Source organism: Microcystis aeruginosa NIES-843 (assembly GCF_000010625.1).
Classification (GTDB): Bacteria; Cyanobacteriota; Cyanobacteriia; order Cyanobacteriales; family Microcystaceae; genus Microcystis; species Microcystis aeruginosa.
On sequence record NC_010296.1, the window covers coordinates 1,854,547 to 1,871,695 of the forward strand.

A 17,149-nucleotide genomic window follows, 5' to 3' on the forward strand; every position below is an offset into this window, starting at 1 on the left:
ACACCCTACCCCCACGAAAAACTTTTTGCCGCAAACCCTAACCAAAAACCGAGTGCCGATCACTAAAAAATGACTTTTGCCTCCGTTATTCGCAACATTGAAAAATCGCCATTAACTGCCGAACTTATCCAAAAACTGGAGAAAAACGGCAATTTAACCCTAACCGGCCTTGCCCGCTTACCGAAAGGATTAATCGGCACAGCTTTCGCCCGTTGTCAAGGAAAAAATCTTTTAATTATCTGTGCCAATCTGGAGGAAGCGGCACGTTGGGCGGCACAATTAGAAGCGATGACGTGGAAAGGTGTTTTCTTTTATCCCACCTCGGAAGCTTGCCCCTACGAGAGATTTAATCGGGAATCCGAGATGATTTGGGGGCAGATGCAGGTATTATCGGCAATCAGTCATCAAGAGGCCGGAATTGCGATCGTTACCACCGAAAAGGCCCTGCAGCCCCATTTACCCCCTAGAGAGGTTTTCGAGCAGTATAGCGATAATTTTGCGGTAGGAAGGGTTATAGAAGCCAAAAACCTCGATCTAACCCTAGCTAGATTAGGATATGAACGGGTTTCACTGGTAGAAACCGAAGGGCAATGGAGTCGTCGCGGCGATATCGTTGATATTTTCCCAGTTTCGGCCGAATTACCGGTCAGGTTAGAATTTTTCGGCGATGAATTGGAAAAATTGCGAGAATTTGACCCTGCCACCCAAAGATCCCTCGATTCTATCCCCAATCTGCTTCTTACTCCCACTAGCTTCGCGGCGATGATTGCCCCTTCTCTTCCCCCCACAGTGGCCGATTATTTGGAGGCTGAAGAGCGAGAAAAATTGGCTAATGGCATTTATCCAGAGGGAATTGAGCGATTTTTAGGCTTGTCCTTCCGTCAACCTGCCTCTTTATTGGATTATCTCCCCGAAAATACTCTTATTGCCTTTGATGAACTGGAAAGCTGTCAAGCTAGAAGCGATCGCTGGATAGAATATATTGGGGAACGCTGGCAAGAGATAGAACCAGCTTTACCGCAAATTCACCGTTCTTTTGGCGAATCTCTGCAAATATCGGTTAAATTTCCCCATCTCTACCTCTCAGAAATAGACGATCACCTCTCCGAAAATAGTCTTAATCTCTCCAGTCGTCCGATTCCCACCAATCCGGGGCAATTCGCCAAACTAGCGGAAATTTTACGGGGAAAAAGAGAGATTTATAGCGGTATTAAAGTAAATAAGTACGCTACATGGTTAATATCTGCCCAACCCTCCCGTACAGTCTCGTTATTACAGGAACACGACTGTCCAGCCCAATTTATCCCCAATCCCCTCGATTTTGGGGCGATCGAGCGCTTAATCATTCAAAACACCGCTACAGCCCTAAAATACTCAGGATTAGCTGAATTAGAAGGTTTTATCCTCCCCACCTATCGCATAGTCGTCGTTAGCGATCGAGAGTTCTTCGGGCAACATCTTTTAAATACTGCTGGTTACGTCCGCAAACGTCGGCAAGCAGCCTCGGTACAGGTGGACGTGAACAAACTCCGTCCCCTCGACTTTGTAGTACATAAACACCATGGCATCGGACAGTTTATCAAACTAGAAAAGCAGGAAAGCACAATTAGCGGAGTAGTGCAAGGTCGAGATTATCTAGTTATTAAGTATGCTGATGGATTATTGCGGGTTCCTGCCGATTCTGTTGATAATCTCTCCCGTTATCGTCATACAGGTAATCAAGAGCCTGAATTACATAAAATCTCTGGCAAAGCGTGGGAAGCAACGAAAGCCCGCGTCAGGAAGTCGGTTAAGAAGTTAGCGGTTGATTTAATCAATATTTACGCCCAACGCGCCCAAAAATCGGGTTTTGCCTATCCGATGGATAATCCCTGGCAGCGGGAGTTAGAGGATTCTTTTCCCTACCAACCCACTGCTGATCAACTGAAAGCAATACAGGATGTGAAACGGGATTTAGAAAGCGATCGCCCGATGGATCGCTTAGTCTGTGGTGATGTGGGTTTTGGTAAGACAGAAGTGGCCATTCGTGCTATTTTTAAAGCTGTCACCACGGGTCATAAACAGGTGGCTTTATTAGCACCAACAACGATTTTAACCCAACAACATTATCACACCCTAAAAGAACGTTTTGCTCCCTATCCCATTAATGTGGGTTTATTAAATCGTTTTCGCACCAATTCCGAGAAAAAAGATATCGTCCAGCGCTTGAAAACGGGGGAATTGGATATAGTAGTGGGGACGCAGTTGTTATTGAGTAAAGCGGTGGAGTTTAAAGATTTAGGATTATTGGTAATTGATGAAGAACAGCGTTTTGGGGTCAATCAAAAGGAAAAAATTAAGGCTTTTAAAAGTAATATTGATGTGTTAACCTTGACGGCAACACCGATTCCCCGGACTCTTTATATGTCCCTTTCTGGGGTGCGAGAAATGAGTTTAATTACCACACCTCCTCCCTCTCGTCGTCCCATCCAAACCCACCTTTCTAGTTATAATTCTGATGTGATTAGAACGGCAATTCGCAATGAATTGGATCGGGGGGGACAGATTTTTTATGTAGTACCAAGAATCGAGGGAATTGAAGAAAAAGCGGCAGCAATTCAAGGGATGATTCCGGGTGCTAGAATTGCCATCGGCCACGGTCGTATGGATGAGGCTGAATTAGAGACCACCATGTTAGCTTTTAATAATGGGGAAGCGGATATCTTAGTCTGTACGACTATTGTAGAGTCGGGGTTAGATATTCCCAGAGTTAACACGATTATCATTGAAGATGCCCAAAAATTCGGTTTAGCGCAACTCTATCAACTGCGGGGACGGGTGGGGCGATCGGGAGTACAAGCGCACGCTTGGTTACTTTATCCGGCCAAGGCAGAACTAACAGAAACCGCTCGGGAAAGATTAAAGGCAATTCAAGAATTTACCCAGTTAGGATCGGGGTATCAATTAGCAACTAGGGATCTGGAAATTCGCGGTGCGGGTAACTTATTAGGTGCGGAACAATCGGGACAAATGGAAGCGATCGGTTTTGATCTATATATGGAAATGTTACAGGAAGCTTTGCGAGAAATTCAAGGTCAAGAAATTCCTCAAGTGGAGGATACCCAAATCGATCTGAAATTGACGGCATTTATTCCTAACGATTATATATCCGATCCGGAGCAGAAAATGGATGTCTATCGGGCGATCGCTACTGCCAATTCTCAGAAAAATTTAGGACAAATTGCCGCCGATTTAGTCGATAGATATGGGGCAATTCCTTCCCCAGTGGCACAATTATTTAAGGTAATCGAGTTAAAACATCTGGCTAAATCCCTCGGTTTTTCGCGCATTAAACCCGATGGAAAACAGCATATTATCCTCGAAACTCCTATGGAGGAACCAGCGTGGAAATTATTACAAGAACACCTACCCCAACATATACAATCACGCTTTGTTTATAGTCCCAAACAGGTGACGGTTAGGGGTTTAGGATTGGTAAAACCACCACAGCAGTTAGATAGTTTATTGGACTGGTTGGCTAAGTGTAAAGATGGTTTACCGATGGGGAATTAGACTAAATCCTGTTTAAAAGGTATAGGAGAGCGGGAGGTGGGGAGTGGGGAGCAGGGGAGAAGATAATAAATAAGAGTAATCTCCTGAATTCAGAATCCTGACTCCTATACTCTGTTATAAAAAGCACCTCATAGATATGAGGTGCTTTGGGGACGGAGAGAGAGGGATTCGAACCCTCGTTAAAGTTACCCCTAAACAGCATTTCCAGTGCTGCGCCTTCAACCGCTCGGCCATCTCTCCAATTGAGGTCACGATCATCAATCCTACAGCAAATGCTGCCGATCTGTCAAATTATTTTTTGATGGGAAACGCTGTAACCTGTCTGGGGGTCCCACTGCAAGACTTTTCAAGCATACCCTAGATATTGATTTAAGATTGCGGCCGTAGCTAGACCAGTTTTTTGCCAACTAAACTCATCGGCCCGTTTTTTGCCTAGATGACTTAATTTTGAGTGTAATTGTCGATCTTGAGCGATAATTTTCAGGGCATCGGCTAGGGCCTCGACTCGATAGGGATCGATTAAAATTGCCGCTGTTGCCGTGACTTCGGGCAAAGATGACAAATTTGAGGTAATGACGGGTGTACCGCAGGCCATAGCCTCTAAAACGGGCAATCCGAAGCCTTCCCAGAGACTGGGGAAGACTAAAGCAGTGGCTTGACTGATAACTTTGGGTAGGTGATCGTAGGGGATATAGTCGAGAAATTTAATGCGATCGCTGACGGCTAATTCTTGCGCTTGTTGTTGTAAATTGGGGGTATAACGGCGATCAAAGCTGCCGGCAATCCAAAGACGATAATCGCTTAAATCTGGGGGCAGTTGGGCAAAAGCGGCGATTAAACGCGGTAAATTTTTATAGGGATTGGGACGACCGAGATAGAGAAAATAGGGATGCTCTGGCTTATTATCTTGAATAGGGCGAAAGTGATGATGATCGTAGGCTAGGGGAATAGAAGTAATTTTATCGGCGGGAATTTGATAATATTCAGTGATATCTTTGGCCGTTGCCTGAGAGTTACAGATAATATGTTTTGCCTGTTGTAATACCTGCGGCACATAATAACGGAAATAGTGAGTTAAGGGGGAAGTAAAACTGGGAAACCGCAGGGGAATTAAATCGTGGACCATGACGACAAAGCGACAGGGAGAATTTATCGGCGCTTCTGGAAGGGGAGAAAAGAGTAAATTGGCCTTTAATTGTCGGTAAATTGACGATAACCGAAACTGAGTCCAGAGTAAGCGTTTTAAATGACCTTTCGCTCCTCGATCGGGGGCGAGACCCTTGGGGATAGAATAACAGTTAAAGTCGGGATAACTATTAGCTGTTAGTAGGGTTGGTTCTAAATTTTTCAGGTAGGGTAAGAGGTTAAGAATGTAGGTACTGATTCCTGTGGGTTGGGGAAAAAGTACCGAGAGATTAATTAATAACTTATGCTGTGTATTCACTAATTACCCTGTTGATATTTGCTGAGAATTTCTGAGATATATTGGTAGCCTTCCAGTCCAATAGATTTAATCAGGGAGGAACGTTCCAGACTGAAAGTTTGTTCAAAAGCTGCGATATTTTTGCCGCGAATAACCGTTAATAGACTAGCAGCTTGTCGCCATTCTGCTGCACCGATTTCGTGCAGCCAATACATTCCTAGAGAACCCATATAAATTGCCTGTTCAAAATTCTTATCTTGATAGTAAGCTTCGCCTAAATAAGTTAGTAATAAACCTTGCAGATATACATCCCCGTAGTATTTGGCCGATTCCAATCCTTGCAGGAGAATATTAATCGCTTCTTGGGTTCTTTCAAGGATAAGATATGCTAGACCTAAACTGCTACAACAAAGGGATTTACTCTGCCAATCTTGGAGACTTTCCGCTAACTTTAATCCCTGCTGTAAATACTCGATCGAACTTTGATAAATTTCGGGATCGTATCTCTCTAACTGTTGCGCTTCCTGTACCTGACTATAACCCAAATTAGCTAAAGCGTTAGCCTGTCCTAAACTATTACCCTGTTGACGACTTAAAATTAAAGCTCTCTGACTTAAATTAATCGCTTCTGCATAGTTTTTTTGGATAGCATTGAGACGGGATAAATGGTTTAAATTAGCTATTTCACAAGCATAATCCTGTTGTTGACGGGCAATTTCTAAAGCTTGTTGATGACATTCTCTGGCCTGTGGATAGTCGCCGCGAATGCGATTAGAATAGGCAATTAAAGTTAAAATTCTCGCCTTTTCTCCCGTGCCTTCCACATAACGCAGAGGAATTGATAAATAGTCTAACGCATCCTTGAGATAACTGCCAGAAAAGGAGGCAAAAATTCCCCCGTATAAAGGAAAATAATCCCGTTGAGCAAAGGTTCTCAGAATTTGTAAAGCCATCTGAAAACAGCCACGACTATAGAGGGAATTTTTACTAACTTGCTCGAAACTATTGGTTAACAGCGACCAAATTAAAGCAAAGGTGAGAAAGGTAGAGATGGATAATTTGGCTCCTAATTTTTCGCTATAGATGCGCTGATCAAAAAAGTTAATTAGTCCTCTTTGGATATATTGAAAAACAATAGCAGTTTCTACCCAATCGGTTAAAGTTAAATCCTGAGTGAGAGGATGAAAAGCTTGTTGATTAGCTAAACTTTCTAAGACTCGTTTTAACCAAGAGGGATTAACTTTACTTGCCCAAATTTGCCAAGGAGTCACTCGCTCATTGTCATTAGTAAAACCAAGATTGCGATTTTGTTCGTAGAGCCAACTGGTGAGATCATTCGATAAATTTGACCAAGTATTTAACCCCAGATTAATCCCCGTGGCAATTTGCCATAAATCCGCTTCTCCCCGCTGCTGAGCAACTGTCTGTAAATGCTTGGCTAACTGTTGCAATTGTTCTAGGGTTAAAGCATTATTTTGATTGGGATCAATTAAATTTACTAAAGTCAGTAAACGATCCTCTCGATCGATTTTCACAAGATTATCGATCGCCGCTGCAGTGAGAGAATTTTGCTGATTGGTTTTTTGATATTTTTCCCATTCACTTTCGATCGTTTCCAAGGCCCGCAAAACCCTAGTGGCTTTAATTTTTGTTTCTAACTGTGAGCGAGTAACGATTATTTTTTCGGTTAAACAACGCTCAAAAATTTCTCCTGTGCCATTTTTTACTCCCTCGGACAAAAGGTTATAAACCTGTGACTTAGCCCTAATTTTTCCTTCCAAAGTTAGATTGACAATGCGATCAATTAGTGCATTATAAGTTTCGTTGAAGTTATCTCTATTGTCTGTCATAGGGGGTTTTTCAGTTATCGGTAAACAGTCATCAGTAATCAGTAATTAGGGAGCGGTAAACAGCAATCAGTAATCAGTGAACCGAAGAACCACATCTGATAACTGATCACTGATCACCGATAAGGCTGATATTTGGGGGAATTGTCTAGAAATCATGACAAAAGTTTTTTAATGGTTGAGCAGGCAAGAGATAAGATAACCTATGTATAGAATTTAACAAAAAATCTGGTTAACGGACATTGATCAAGTCGATAGCACAGTGTCAAACGAGTTCTTTTCCCGCTCAGGTATGGCAATTAAATCACGGCTTAACCGTAATTCATCAGTATTTACCCGTGACTCCTGTGGTGGTGGTGGATGTGTGGGTGAAAGCAGGTGCGATCGCTGAACCCGACCCATGGTTAGGTATGGCCCATTTTCTCGAACACATGATCTTTAAGGGGACGAAAAAACTTCCCCCCGGACTCTTTGACTATTTAATCGAAAATTGTGGCGGAATGACCAACGCTGCCACCAGTCACGATTACGCACACTTCTATCTCACCACCAGTGTGGACCAAATTGAACATACCTTACCCCATCTGGCCGAAATTCTCCTCCATGCTGAGATTGACGATGAGGAATTCTATCGGGAAAAAGATGTAGTTTTAGAAGAATTACGGGCCTGTTATGATGATCCCGATTGGATTGCCTACCAAACCCTCTGCGGAAGTATCTATCAAAACCATCCCTACGGACGCTCTATTCTAGGGGATCAACCCTGTTTAGAGCAATTAACCCCCAATCAAATGCGCTGTTTCCATCGCACCTATTATCAACCAGAAAATATGTGTGTGGCGATTATCGGGGGAATTGAACCCCAACCAGCTTTAGAAATTATCCGGCAATCTTTTCGGGAATTTCCCGTCCCCTCGGAATCCCCCCCCCATCTAGTGGTTGCCGAACCCCCCCTGATCGAAATTCGTCGTTCCCAAGTATATTTACCCCACCTAGAACATTGTCGTCTCTTGATGGGATGGACTGGACCGGGATGCGATCGCCTAGAAGATGCCTTTGGATTAGACTTGCTTTCGGTAATTCTTGCCGGGGGACGCTGTTCGCGGTTAGTGCGACAGCTGCGGGAAGAAGCGCAAATCGTCCTCGATATTAACAGTAATTTTTCCCTGCAACGAGATTCCAGTCTCTTTACCATCGGCGCTTGGCTATCTAGCTCACAAACCGCGGCAATTGAAGCTATTATCTGTGAACATCTCCAACATCTGCACGATGATCCCGTCACCCCCGCAGAATTACACCGCACTCAACAGTTATTAGCTAACGATTATATTTTCTCCACAGAAACCCCGGGCCAATTAGCGGGACTCTATGGATATTATCAAACCCTGAGAGCTGCCGACCTAGCAACGATCTATCCCCAAGTTATCCAAAGTTTTCAACCGTCAGATCTACAACGTCTCGCTCGTCAGTATCTCTCCCCGGAGCGATATGCTATTACAATAATGCAACCCTGTGAATAAACGATGTCCGCTTCCCCCATTCACCGCTTAACCTTAGAAAATGGCATCACTCTTTTAGTGATGGAAAATACGGCCGTGGAGTTGGTTGCGGGGAGGATTTTTCTCAAAAATGCGGGTACTCGTTGGGAAAAACCCGAAAAAGCGGGTTTATTTCGTCTTTTAGCCGTGCTGCTCACCAAAGGTACAGAAAAGTTATCTTCCCTAGAAATTGCTGATCGCATTGAGTCCACGGGGGCCGGTTTAAGTGCGGACACGGGGACCGATTATTTTGTGGTTAGTTTAAAGACCGTTACCAAGGATTTTCTAGATATATTGCGTCTGGCAGCGGAAATTATTCGTTTTCCCAGTTTTCCACCCCCAGAAATCGAATTAGAGAAAAATCTCACCCGTCAAAGCATTCGCTCTCAATTGGAACAGCCTTTTAATGTGGCTTTTAATCAATTACGCGCCGCTATGTACCCGGATCATCCCTATGGTATGTCTTTATTGGGTACGGAGGCAACGGTTTCTCAATTGCAACGGGATGATCTGCTGGCCTATCATAGTCGCTTTTTCCGTCCCGATAACCTGGTAATTAGTCTTTCTGGCCGTATTACCCTAGAGCAAGCAGTAAAAGCAGTGACGGAAATTTTTGGGAGTTGGTCAATTCCCGATCTTCCTTTATCTAGTTTACCCCCGGCCGCTTTTGATTTTCAGCCCACCTGTTTAACTACCGTCCAAGCTAGTCAACAGGCGATCGTTATGTTAGGATATCCCGGCTCTTCTGTGCAAGAGGATGATTATGCGGTTTTAAAATTATTGAGTACCTATCTGGGGAATGGGTTATCTAGTCGTCTATTCGTGGAATTGCGAGAAAAACGGGGATTAGCCTACGATGTTTCTGCTTTTTATCCCACCCGTCTCGATTCTTCCCAATTTGTCATTTATATGGGAACTGCACCCCAAAACACAGCGATGGCCCTGTCGGGATTGCGTCAGGAAGCAGAAAGGTTATATAAAGTAACTTTGAGTGAGGAGGAGTTAAAGTCAGCTAAAAATAAGTTATTGGGTCAATATGCTCTCGGTAAACAAACTAACGCCGAAATCGCTCAATTATACGGTTGGTATGAAAGCTTAGGTTTGGGGATTGAATTCGATCGCACTTTCCTGGATTCTATTAATCAGATTACTCCCGAACAAGCGCGATCGGTAGCCAGTAAATATTTTCAAAATCCTTACATTTCTCTAGTCGGTCCAGAAAATGCGATCGCTGAAATTCTCTAGGTAGTCGCGCAAAATCAATTTCCTAGTCAAGACAGGAGATAGGAGTCAGGAGATAGGAGTCAGGAGATAGGAGATAGGTTTTAGGTGTTGGGGTTTTAGGGTTTTGGGGTTTTAGTTGAAATTCCCCATTTTCCCAACCCCCGCTCCCATCTCATAGACAGTCTCAACGAGTAATTTAGATAGGGTTTGCGGCAAAAAGTTTGTTGGTGGGGTTAGGTGTTGGGGTTTTAGGGTTTTGGGGTTTTAGTTGAAATTCCCCATTTTCCCAACCCCCGCTCCCATCTCATAGACAGTCTCAACGAGTAATTTAGATAGTCAACAGCTTACTTAAAAACATCAAAAAGCAGCAATAAAAAACTATTGCCGCTGCTATTTTTGATTAACTCCCCGGGTGGGATTCGAACCTACGACCAATCGGTTAACAGCCGACCGCTCTACCACTGAGCTACCGAGGAAGGCTACTCACAATTAATAATTATAATCATAAGTCTGTCAATAATGCAAGTGCTTTCTGGATTTTTTCTCAAAAAAATTTCCGGTGCCGGTAGCGGTGGGCAGAGAATCGACTATTGTGGAGATAAGGACACCATTAAGTCTAGTCTATGCTTGCCCATCACCGCCGTCCCGTTTCCTTCTGTCTGCTCTCGACAGATCTACCCATCCTCTCCACTTTAGACACTGCCGCTACCCTCTACCAAAAGGATCGCCACCGGTTTCATCTTCTCCTCAATCAACCACCGGTGGCTCTCGCAGAAATAGAGACACTTAAACCCGAAAATAATCAAAATAAGTTAATTTGGCTGGAAATTTCGGCCAACCGGGTAATTATGACCATGCAGGGCCAGGGAAAATTCGCCTATCGTCATTTTTGGGAGCAAGGGGTTTTTGGTGTCAGTCGCTACTGGTTAAATGCCGAAAGTCCTCAACCGGGTTACGCTTTTCGCCTCCGCAACTATACCCGTAGTCTCCAATTAGAGGGGGATAATTTCCCCGAATATTTGCGTCTAGAGTACGAATTATGGTCAGATAACCTGATTTTAGGTCATTATGTCCTTCATTTGCAAGTACACCAATAAATAGGGTTGGCTGAATAGAGCTAAAAACCTTGTTGGATAAAACTTTTAGACTTTTTTGTTCTCAAAAAGTGCCAGCCGGTGGCAAAATTGAGGCACTTTTTCCCCGAAAATTAGGTAATTGTGGGGTGGATTGAAGACTTAGTGCTACACTTCCCGAAAAGTCTATTTTATTTGAGCTTGTTGTTAGGAATCCACTTAAAAGACGTTGTTTAATCTGGCTAATATGCTCTTGGGTATGATATGGGGAAAAGTTCCAGCGATTGCGCTAAAATGGGGTAGTATGCCGCAAGTTTCCACCTGTCGTTACTCTGAGGACTGTTAGACAGAAAGTTTCTGTATAATATGTAGTTGTGTGTCTATGACGAGGTAATGCTATGGCCCTTTTGGCCGAAGAAATAGTTGAAGAATGGCTGAATAGGCAGGGTTATTTCACCATACGTGGTATCCGTCTTGGCGTTAATGAAATTGATTTGGTTGCGGTGAAGTTCAGATCAGGCGAAAGTCCTGTCTGCCGTCATGTAGAGGTCCAGGCGTCGATGAGGCCAGTCAGCTACATCTCCAAGGTTCCCAAAGCTGCGCGAAAGACTGGTCGGGCTGCGAATAGCGCAGCACGTTCGCCCGAGGAGCTCGTGGAAGGTGTCGCCGAGTGGGTTGAGGGGAAATTCCACGCTACCAAAAAGCGCTCCCTTATGGAAATTCTGTGGAGCGGTGAGTGGTCCTCGGAGCTAGTCATAAATAACGTCAAATCTGAGCAGGAAGTAGAGCTAATTGCCGAGCATGGAATAATCATACACCGGCTTCCAGATATTGTTCGCGAGCTTAAAATTAACAAATTCCCCATCAAGAGTGCTGCTGGTTCGGATTTTATAGACCTGTTGCAGCTATCGCCGTAGTGCGATCGCTATCGCTGTAGGGTGCGTTCCCTAATGCAAGTCCTATTGCTCCAGCGATCAATTTTTGGGAACGCACCATGCCCATTGATGGCAGCTGTCAGTGCGATGCCGAAGAACGTAGTGCGATCGCCGTCATCTTCTTGATTAATGTTTAAAACTGCCATTGCTTGGGACAGGAACGCAGAGGGCGATCGCTTTTTGGGGATGAGGAGAGGCGATGCCGAAGGCACTGCGTAGCAGATCGCTGATCTTGTCGTTTAGGTCGAGGTAACAAAACCCAACAAGCTTTGTTATAATATTTTTGTCATAAAGCAAGACTTATAAAAATAGATTTATGCCAGAAATTACTCGATTTTATGGAATTATCATTAAAATCTTTTTTGCCGATCATCCACCTCCCCATTTTCATGCGATTTATGGAGAATATAACGCCCTATTTAATCTGGAAACCTTAGAAATCATTGAAGGAGACTTACCTAATAGAGCCACAAAAATGGTTGTAGAATGGGCAACAATCTATCAATCAGAATTATTGAAAATGTGGAACACTCAAGAATTTAATAAATTACCACCTTTGAAATAAAACAATGCTTTATCCCAAAATAACATCAGCCGAAATCATTGAAAATTATACTCTATTGGTGCATTTTTCTAATCATCAAGCTAGAAAATATAACTGTGAAAATCTACTAGAAAAAACGATGTTTTCTTCCCTTAAAAACTATGCTTTCTTTAAAAACTTTCAACTTGATCCATCAGGTAGCGGAATCGTTTGGAATGATGAAGTTGATATAAGCGAGTATGAAATTTGGATCAATGGAATTGAACTATGATTGCCGATCTTGTAGTGCGATCGCTGTCATCTTCTTGATTAAACTTTGAAATTGTCATTGCTCGGGATGGGAACGCCAAGGGCGATCGCTTTTTGGGGATAAGGAGAGGCGATCGCTATCGCCGTAGGGTGCGTTCCCTAATGCAAGTCCTGCTACAAAGCGCTCGCTTTTGGGGAACGCACCATGCACATTGATGGAAACTGTGAAGTTAGAAGCATGAAACCCAACCCCCGATCATGTTACGTTACCGCTAACCCATCCTACTGGACTGACACAGCTAATTTGGTGCATTAGTTTCAGAAGATTTCTCCTCCTCAAAAACTGGATAAAGATGTTTCAGTTTGACTCTGGCTTCTTCGGTGGTAAAACGCCATATTACCTTTGAGGCTGTCTGATTACGTTCTTTTTGCCATGCTTCTATCTCTCGATTTAACTCTTCAACCGTAGGAATCCTTCTCTCCAAACATTGCTTTGACAGCACACTCAATTCAATCTCTGCCACATTCAACCAACTGCCATTACGGGGGGTATGATAAATTTCCAGCCTTCTGGCTAAACGATGGGCTTCTGGGGCGGGAAAGGCTTCATAAAGAGACGCAATATTATGAGTATTGAGATTATCACAGACTAGCTTAATTTTTCGAGCGTTGGGATAATCTACATCCAATAATTGACGAATCTCTTCAGCCCAATCTAGTAGTCTGTCAAGTTTGAATTGAGGGATAGAGTTTTTTTAATTTAATACGAGCATCAGCAGTAGTAAATCTCCAGTCAACTGAATTTGACTTTTCATTTCGATTTTCTTCCCATGCCTTAATTTCTTGTTTTAAACTATCCATGTCTGGGATACGACGCTCGAGACATTGACGATTCAAAACGCTCAACTCAATTTCTGCCATATTTAACCAGCTGCCATGTTTGGGAGTGTAATGAAATTCGAGTTTATCTAAAATTCTCTTGGCCTCTTCCGGTTCAAAGGCTTTATATAATGAGGCTTTTACATGAGTATTTAAGTTGTCTTGAATTACTCTAATTTTCTGGGCATCCGGATAACGCTCATCAACCAAATATTTCATTTGGTGTGCATAATCGCTCGCCGTCCTTTGTTGTGTAACTTCTACATGTCGCCAACCTTGTAATGGTTCAAAAAACATAAACATATTGGCTACACCATTACGCTCATATTGATAGTCATACCTTTCTGGTTCTCTCGGTTCGGCTGGTATTTTCTCTTTTGTTTCTTTGACTAATTGTTGACAACTCTCATCAAAACACAGCCAGGGATTTTGCTGGTCATACTCACTATGATAAATATCCAAGACATCTTCCATGGCACAGACAAACTCCGCTGATTCTTTTGGGGGAATGACCCATGATTGATTCAGCCATGGTTTCAATTCATTTTTTTTAAGGTTTTTCTGATGGTTTCTCGTGATATTTTTTCCACATATTCAAGTTCGACCATTTTATCTGCCAGCATTTGAAGTGTCCATTTTGCTCGTCCCGTTGGTGTTTCACTACAAGCGATGGCAATCAGATCTGCTTCCTTTTCCCCATCGATAATTTTGGCACGGCGATGTTCTTGCTTTTTTCGAGTTAATGATGATTCAATTCCTGACTCGACAAATCTTTGTCGTACTCTCTCAATGGTGGCTTGAGCAACATTTAAGGCTTCACTAATTTTCGAGTCAGTCCAACCACCTTCCTGTTGATTGACGTCTGCTAAAAGTAGTATTCTGGCATGGTTCATTTTGTAAGCTGCTATTTTTCCTTTCTTGGTTAGCTGCTCGAGTTCAGTTCTTTCGGAGTCTGTTAGCTCTACAATATATTTTTTCTTCGGCATTTTTTTGTCTGAAGTTGGATAACTTCTTCCAGATTAGCTCTTTTTTTATCCCTCAAAACAAAATTGATGCTCTACTAGTCGGACGAGGTAAATCAAAAAAACTGGCTCTGACTGCTTGTGTGCGGAAAATCTTAGTTATTCTTAATGCAATGGTTCGCCAAAATCAGCCTTGGCAGCTTGCTGACAATTTACCACCTTGTTCCTAGAGATTCACACTTTTTGTTATCTCTGATCAAGGGTTGCGCTTGCTTTGGTTTAACCTGAGCGACTTAGTTTTTGCTGCGCTTTTTTCCGGCTTGAGATTTTGAGTTTTACGGCAACTGCTTGAGTTTTTTTGGATTACCCCTTGACCATCAAGACAGGGCTCTTCTGGTTTTCGTGTGTTAATTTTTGTTATGAATTAAAGCAAGCAAACAGCTTAAGTCGAAGATGTTCAAAATTGGTAAATCCATAACTCATTCTTTTAATAAGCTTTATTTTGGTATTCATTCCCTCAATTAATCCGTTGGTTGTATGATTTTCAAAGTAATTACAAATACCAGGCAAATGCTTCTGGATCATACTGGCACTACTTTGATATAATATTCCGCCTATTCTTATCCATTTTTCCAATTTTCTCTCAGCACCTCTGAACGTTCTACAACCTTGATAAATTTGTCTAATTTCTTCTTTCATTTCGTCGGCTATTCCCAAGCAGGGATGTTCTTTTAAGATAACTTGTAGTTGTTGTTTTTGCTCGTCCTTTAAGTCCTCTTTATTCTTCCATAATAAATGAGGTAATCCTTTTTCATGCACCCCCATTAACTTTCTCAATTTATTAAGCTCGTCATTGATGATAGCCATTACATGAAAACGGTCATAGATGATTTTAGCATTGGGAAATAATTCCTTGATCACTGCTGTAAATCCTGACCACATATCGACGCTCACTTCTTTCACTTTCTCCCGAACTGCGTCTAGCTGTGCTTTTAAGGCTTCCATTAATTCTTCTTGCTTATGTCCTTTAATCACATCTAGTAAAATTTTCTTGTCCAGACCTACGACCGTTGTTATGAAATCTTTATGTCCTTTTAAGTTACTAAATTCATCCAAGCTTATTCGTTCTGGTGCTTCCCACTCTTCCTTTTCTAGTTCTTTAGCCAAGGAATTAAATATTAACTTAACTTCTTCCCATCCTAACCCTTCTTATCGACTTATTTCTTCGATACTACAATTTTTTACTCTCTCATAAATCATCGATTCATAGCGAATTGTATGATGCTGTCTTAATCTCATAAAACTGGCTCTTCGGGAATTGTTATGCAAATAATTAACTTAAAATAAAATTCGATGAGAGCGCCTACGCTCAAAAGTAGCTGAAATCCATACAGGGAAGGACTTAAGGCACAAACAGGTTAATACCAAAAGATAGACAATTGAGTTAAGATTTGATATAATAGCCAAAAACGAGATTATTTTACTTATGATACTTGACAAATTTTTGAACCTAAAAGGAACCTGTATTCAAGGCTATCTACACCTAGAAAATATCGGTATAGTTTGCCGAATCGAATCGAAAAATCAAAAAGCAACCTGTCCTCGTTGTGGGTTAGAGAGCGATAAACTCCACCAAAATCATCGACATTTAGTCAAAGATTTACCAATCTCAGGTCAACCAGTATACCTACAAGTTAATCGTCGTCAATTTAAGTGCGATAATTGTCAGAGACCCTTTAGCGAAGAGTTAGATTTTGTCGCCAAGAAACGAACCTATACGAAAAGACTAGCCGCAAATATACTCGAACAATTAAAAGAAGGAGATATTTTAAATGTTAGTCGAATAAATGACGTAACGGAAGAAGAGATTCAAAGAATGATAGAGGACATCGCCGAAGAAATTACAGAGCCAGACCTATCGGAATTAAAAAGACTAGGAATTGATGAAATCGCTCTAGTCAAAGGACAAAAAAATTACTGTGCGGTTTTAGTAAATTTAGATACGGGAAAACTAATAGCTATTCTAGAGAAGCGAACACAAGAAGAGTTGAGAGAAACGCTTACGGGCTGGGGAAAAGAGGTGTTAGAGCAAATTGAAGAAGTGAGCATAGACCTTTGGTTGCCTTATAAAAATTTGGTGAAAGAATTGATGCCATCGGCCGAAGTAGTCGCCGATAGATTCCATGTAATGAAACAAATTAATCAAGAGTTAGACGAACAGAGAAGAGCAGAAAAAAGAGCCGTAGAAGCGCAGAAAAATAAAAAACAGAAAGCAGAAAAAGAAGCCAAGCTAGAAGTTTTAAAGCGAAGTAAATATAGCCTGTTAAAAAATGAAGAAGATTTAACGGAACCCCAAAAAATTAAACTAGAAGCTATCAAAGAAAAATTCCCAAATTTGAAAAAGATGCAGGAATTAAAGGAAGAATTTAGAAAGATTTATGAAACCTCAGAGAATCCGACAGAGGGAATGCTATCCATCTCGGAATGGTTGGCAAAATCCTCCAGTGTTTTTACCAAGAGTTGTCAAACAATCCGAAACTGGTTTGGAGAAATAATTAGTTATTTCGAGCGAAGGACAACGAATGGGGTGGTCGAAGGAATCAACAATAAACTTAAACTAATAAAACGGAGAGGCTATGGCTTTAGAAACTTTCGGAATTTTTGGGTTAGAAGTATGTTATCTTGGCATCTTGTATGTTGATTTAGCATAAAGGGTAACGAAGAGCCATAAAACTCAGTCTTTCGCTGATATACTTTTGGCACTTTTGACAACCCCGAGGGAGCATCTCACCTTTGCAATGAGCATAAATACTTAGTGGAAAAATAGGCTTTTCGAGGGTAATTCTTGTTTTAATTCTCCATGTACGCAGTCTTTAAAAGCCTCTATTTCGTTCCAAGACACGATTAAGAGTGGCTTTTAGGC

General features: G+C 42.0%; 12 protein-coding genes, 2 tRNA genes and 3 pseudogenes. 9 read left to right on the plus strand and 8 right to left on the minus strand.

Translation table 11 applies throughout. From position 1 onward, the window contains the following. The first annotated feature begins 69 nt into the window (after window positions 1–69). Window positions 70–3,552, plus strand: a complete 3,483-nt coding sequence (mfd, locus tag MAE_RS09080; protein WP_012265318.1) for a transcription-repair coupling factor — start codon at window positions 70–72, stop codon at window positions 3,550–3,552. 153 nt (window positions 3,553–3,705) lie between these two features. Here mfd and MAE_RS09085 read toward each other — a convergent pair. The 3 genes from MAE_RS09085 to MAE_RS09095 all read right to left on the minus strand — a co-directional run bounded on the left by MAE_RS09085 (window position 3,706) and on the right by MAE_RS09095 (window position 6,825). Next, window positions 3,706–3,792 (minus strand) — tRNA-Ser (locus tag MAE_RS09085). 106 nt (window positions 3,793–3,898) lie between these two features. Next, complete coding sequence (locus MAE_RS09090) at window positions 3,899–4,996, minus strand: glycosyltransferase family 4 protein (RefSeq protein WP_012265319.1); 1,098 nt, start codon at window positions 4,994–4,996, stop codon at window positions 3,899–3,901. Continuing rightward, entirely contained in the window at window positions 4,996–6,825 is a 1,830-nt protein-coding gene (locus MAE_RS09095; protein ID WP_012265320.1) for a tetratricopeptide repeat protein, read from the minus strand. Before MAE_RS09095 ends, MAE_RS09090 begins: the two co-directional genes overlap by 1 nt. A 239-nt stretch (window positions 6,826–7,064) precedes the next feature. On the opposite strand from MAE_RS09095, the gene MAE_RS09100 reads away from it, so the two are divergent. Both MAE_RS09100 and MAE_RS09105 read left to right on the plus strand, forming a co-directional pair. Continuing rightward, a complete protein-coding gene (locus MAE_RS09100) occupies window positions 7,065–8,342 on the plus strand; it encodes a M16 family metallopeptidase (protein ID WP_012265321.1) in 1,278 nt (425 codons plus the stop codon). 3 nt (window positions 8,343–8,345) lie between these two features. Next, complete coding sequence (locus MAE_RS09105) at window positions 8,346–9,605, plus strand: M16 family metallopeptidase (RefSeq protein ID WP_002798456.1); 1,260 nt, start codon at window positions 8,346–8,348, stop codon at window positions 9,603–9,605. Between the two features lie 383 nt (window positions 9,606–9,988). Here the strand turns inward: MAE_RS09105 and MAE_RS09110 are convergent. Then, a tRNA-Asn gene (locus MAE_RS09110) sits at window positions 9,989–10,060 on the minus strand. 147 nt (window positions 10,061–10,207) lie between these two features. On the opposite strand from MAE_RS09110, the gene MAE_RS09115 reads away from it, so the two are divergent. Further along, a complete protein-coding gene (locus MAE_RS09115; RefSeq protein WP_002798457.1) occupies window positions 10,208–10,681 on the plus strand; it encodes a hypothetical protein in 474 nt (157 codons plus the stop codon). 374 nt (window positions 10,682–11,055) lie between these two features. Then, the gene (locus MAE_RS09120; protein WP_012265322.1) at window positions 11,056–11,574 is read left to right on the plus strand and encodes a hypothetical protein; all 519 of its coding nucleotides are present in this window, start codon (window positions 11,056–11,058) and stop codon (window positions 11,572–11,574) included. Between the two features lie 8 nt (window positions 11,575–11,582). On the opposite strand, the gene MAE_RS34040 is transcribed toward MAE_RS09120, so the two are convergent. Continuing rightward, window positions 11,583–11,738, minus strand: coding sequence for a hypothetical protein (locus MAE_RS34040; RefSeq protein WP_012265323.1), 156 nt, complete (start codon window positions 11,736–11,738; stop codon window positions 11,583–11,585). 170 nt (window positions 11,739–11,908) lie between these two features. On the opposite strand from MAE_RS34040, the gene MAE_RS09125 reads away from it, so the two are divergent. Together MAE_RS09125 and MAE_RS09130 are read left to right on the plus strand one after the other, a co-directional pair. Then, window positions 11,909–12,157 carry a DUF4160 domain-containing protein gene (locus MAE_RS09125; RefSeq protein ID WP_002736965.1) on the plus strand — a complete coding sequence of 83 codons (249 nt, stop codon included), beginning with the start codon at window positions 11,909–11,911 and terminating at the stop codon, window positions 12,155–12,157. A gap of 4 nt (window positions 12,158–12,161) precedes the next feature. Then, entirely contained in the window at window positions 12,162–12,407 is a 246-nt protein-coding gene (locus MAE_RS09130) for a DUF2442 domain-containing protein (RefSeq protein WP_002737254.1), read from the plus strand. A 277-nt stretch (window positions 12,408–12,684) separates the two neighbouring features. Here MAE_RS09130 and MAE_RS09135 read toward each other — a convergent pair. Continuing rightward, window positions 12,685–13,104: pseudogene (locus MAE_RS09135) on the minus strand (transposase); the annotation flags it as partial. A 7-nt stretch (window positions 13,105–13,111) separates the two neighbouring features. After that, a protein-coding gene (locus tag MAE_RS31890) for an IS630-like element ISMae29 family transposase (RefSeq protein WP_148204737.1) occupies window positions 13,112–14,250 on the minus strand; the annotation gives its coding sequence in 2 pieces (ribosomal slippage) (window positions 13,112–13,818 and window positions 13,818–14,250; 1,140 coding nt in all). A gap of 74 nt (window positions 14,251–14,324) precedes the next feature. On the opposite strand from MAE_RS31890, the pseudogene MAE_RS34860 reads away from it, so the two are divergent. Beyond that, window positions 14,325–14,456, plus strand: a pseudogene (locus MAE_RS34860) (IS110 family transposase); the annotation flags it as partial. A gap of 187 nt (window positions 14,457–14,643) precedes the next feature. Here the strand turns inward: MAE_RS34860 and MAE_RS29080 are convergent. Continuing rightward, window positions 14,644–15,543, minus strand: a pseudogene (locus tag MAE_RS29080) (ISL3 family transposase); the annotation flags it as partial. A gap of 169 nt (window positions 15,544–15,712) precedes the next feature. On the opposite strand from MAE_RS29080, the gene MAE_RS09155 reads away from it, so the two are divergent. Beyond that, window positions 15,713–16,927: an ISL3-like element ISMae36 family transposase gene (locus tag MAE_RS09155; RefSeq protein ID WP_012263890.1), complete on the plus strand. Its 1,215-nt coding sequence runs from the start codon at window positions 15,713–15,715 to the stop codon at window positions 16,925–16,927. Window positions 16,928–17,149 lie beyond the last annotated feature (222 nt).

What these genes read in the sequence shown, in the direction of transcription:
- MAE_RS34040 (WP_012265323.1), bottom strand. Translation starts at nt 11,738, where the DNA reads ATGGCAGTTTTAAACATTAATCAAGAAGATGACGGCGATCGCACTACG.
- MAE_RS09130 (WP_002737254.1), top strand. Translation starts at nt 12,162, where the DNA reads ATGCTTTATCCCAAAATAACATCAGCCGAAATCATTGAAAATTATACT.
- MAE_RS09105 (WP_002798456.1), top strand. Translation starts at nt 8,346, where the DNA reads ATGTCCGCTTCCCCCATTCACCGCTTAACCTTAGAAAATGGCATCACT.
- MAE_RS09115 (WP_002798457.1), top strand. Translation starts at nt 10,208, where the DNA reads ATGCTTGCCCATCACCGCCGTCCCGTTTCCTTCTGTCTGCTCTCGACA.
- MAE_RS09155 (WP_012263890.1), top strand. Translation starts at nt 15,713, where the DNA reads ATGATACTTGACAAATTTTTGAACCTAAAAGGAACCTGTATTCAAGGC.
- mfd (WP_012265318.1), top strand. Translation starts at nt 70, where the DNA reads ATGACTTTTGCCTCCGTTATTCGCAACATTGAAAAATCGCCATTAACT.
- MAE_RS09125 (WP_002736965.1), top strand. Translation starts at nt 11,909, where the DNA reads ATGCCAGAAATTACTCGATTTTATGGAATTATCATTAAAATCTTTTTT.
- MAE_RS09095 (WP_012265320.1), bottom strand. Translation starts at nt 6,825, where the DNA reads ATGACAGACAATAGAGATAACTTCAACGAAACTTATAATGCACTAATT.
- MAE_RS09120 (WP_012265322.1), top strand. Translation starts at nt 11,056, where the DNA reads ATGGCCCTTTTGGCCGAAGAAATAGTTGAAGAATGGCTGAATAGGCAG.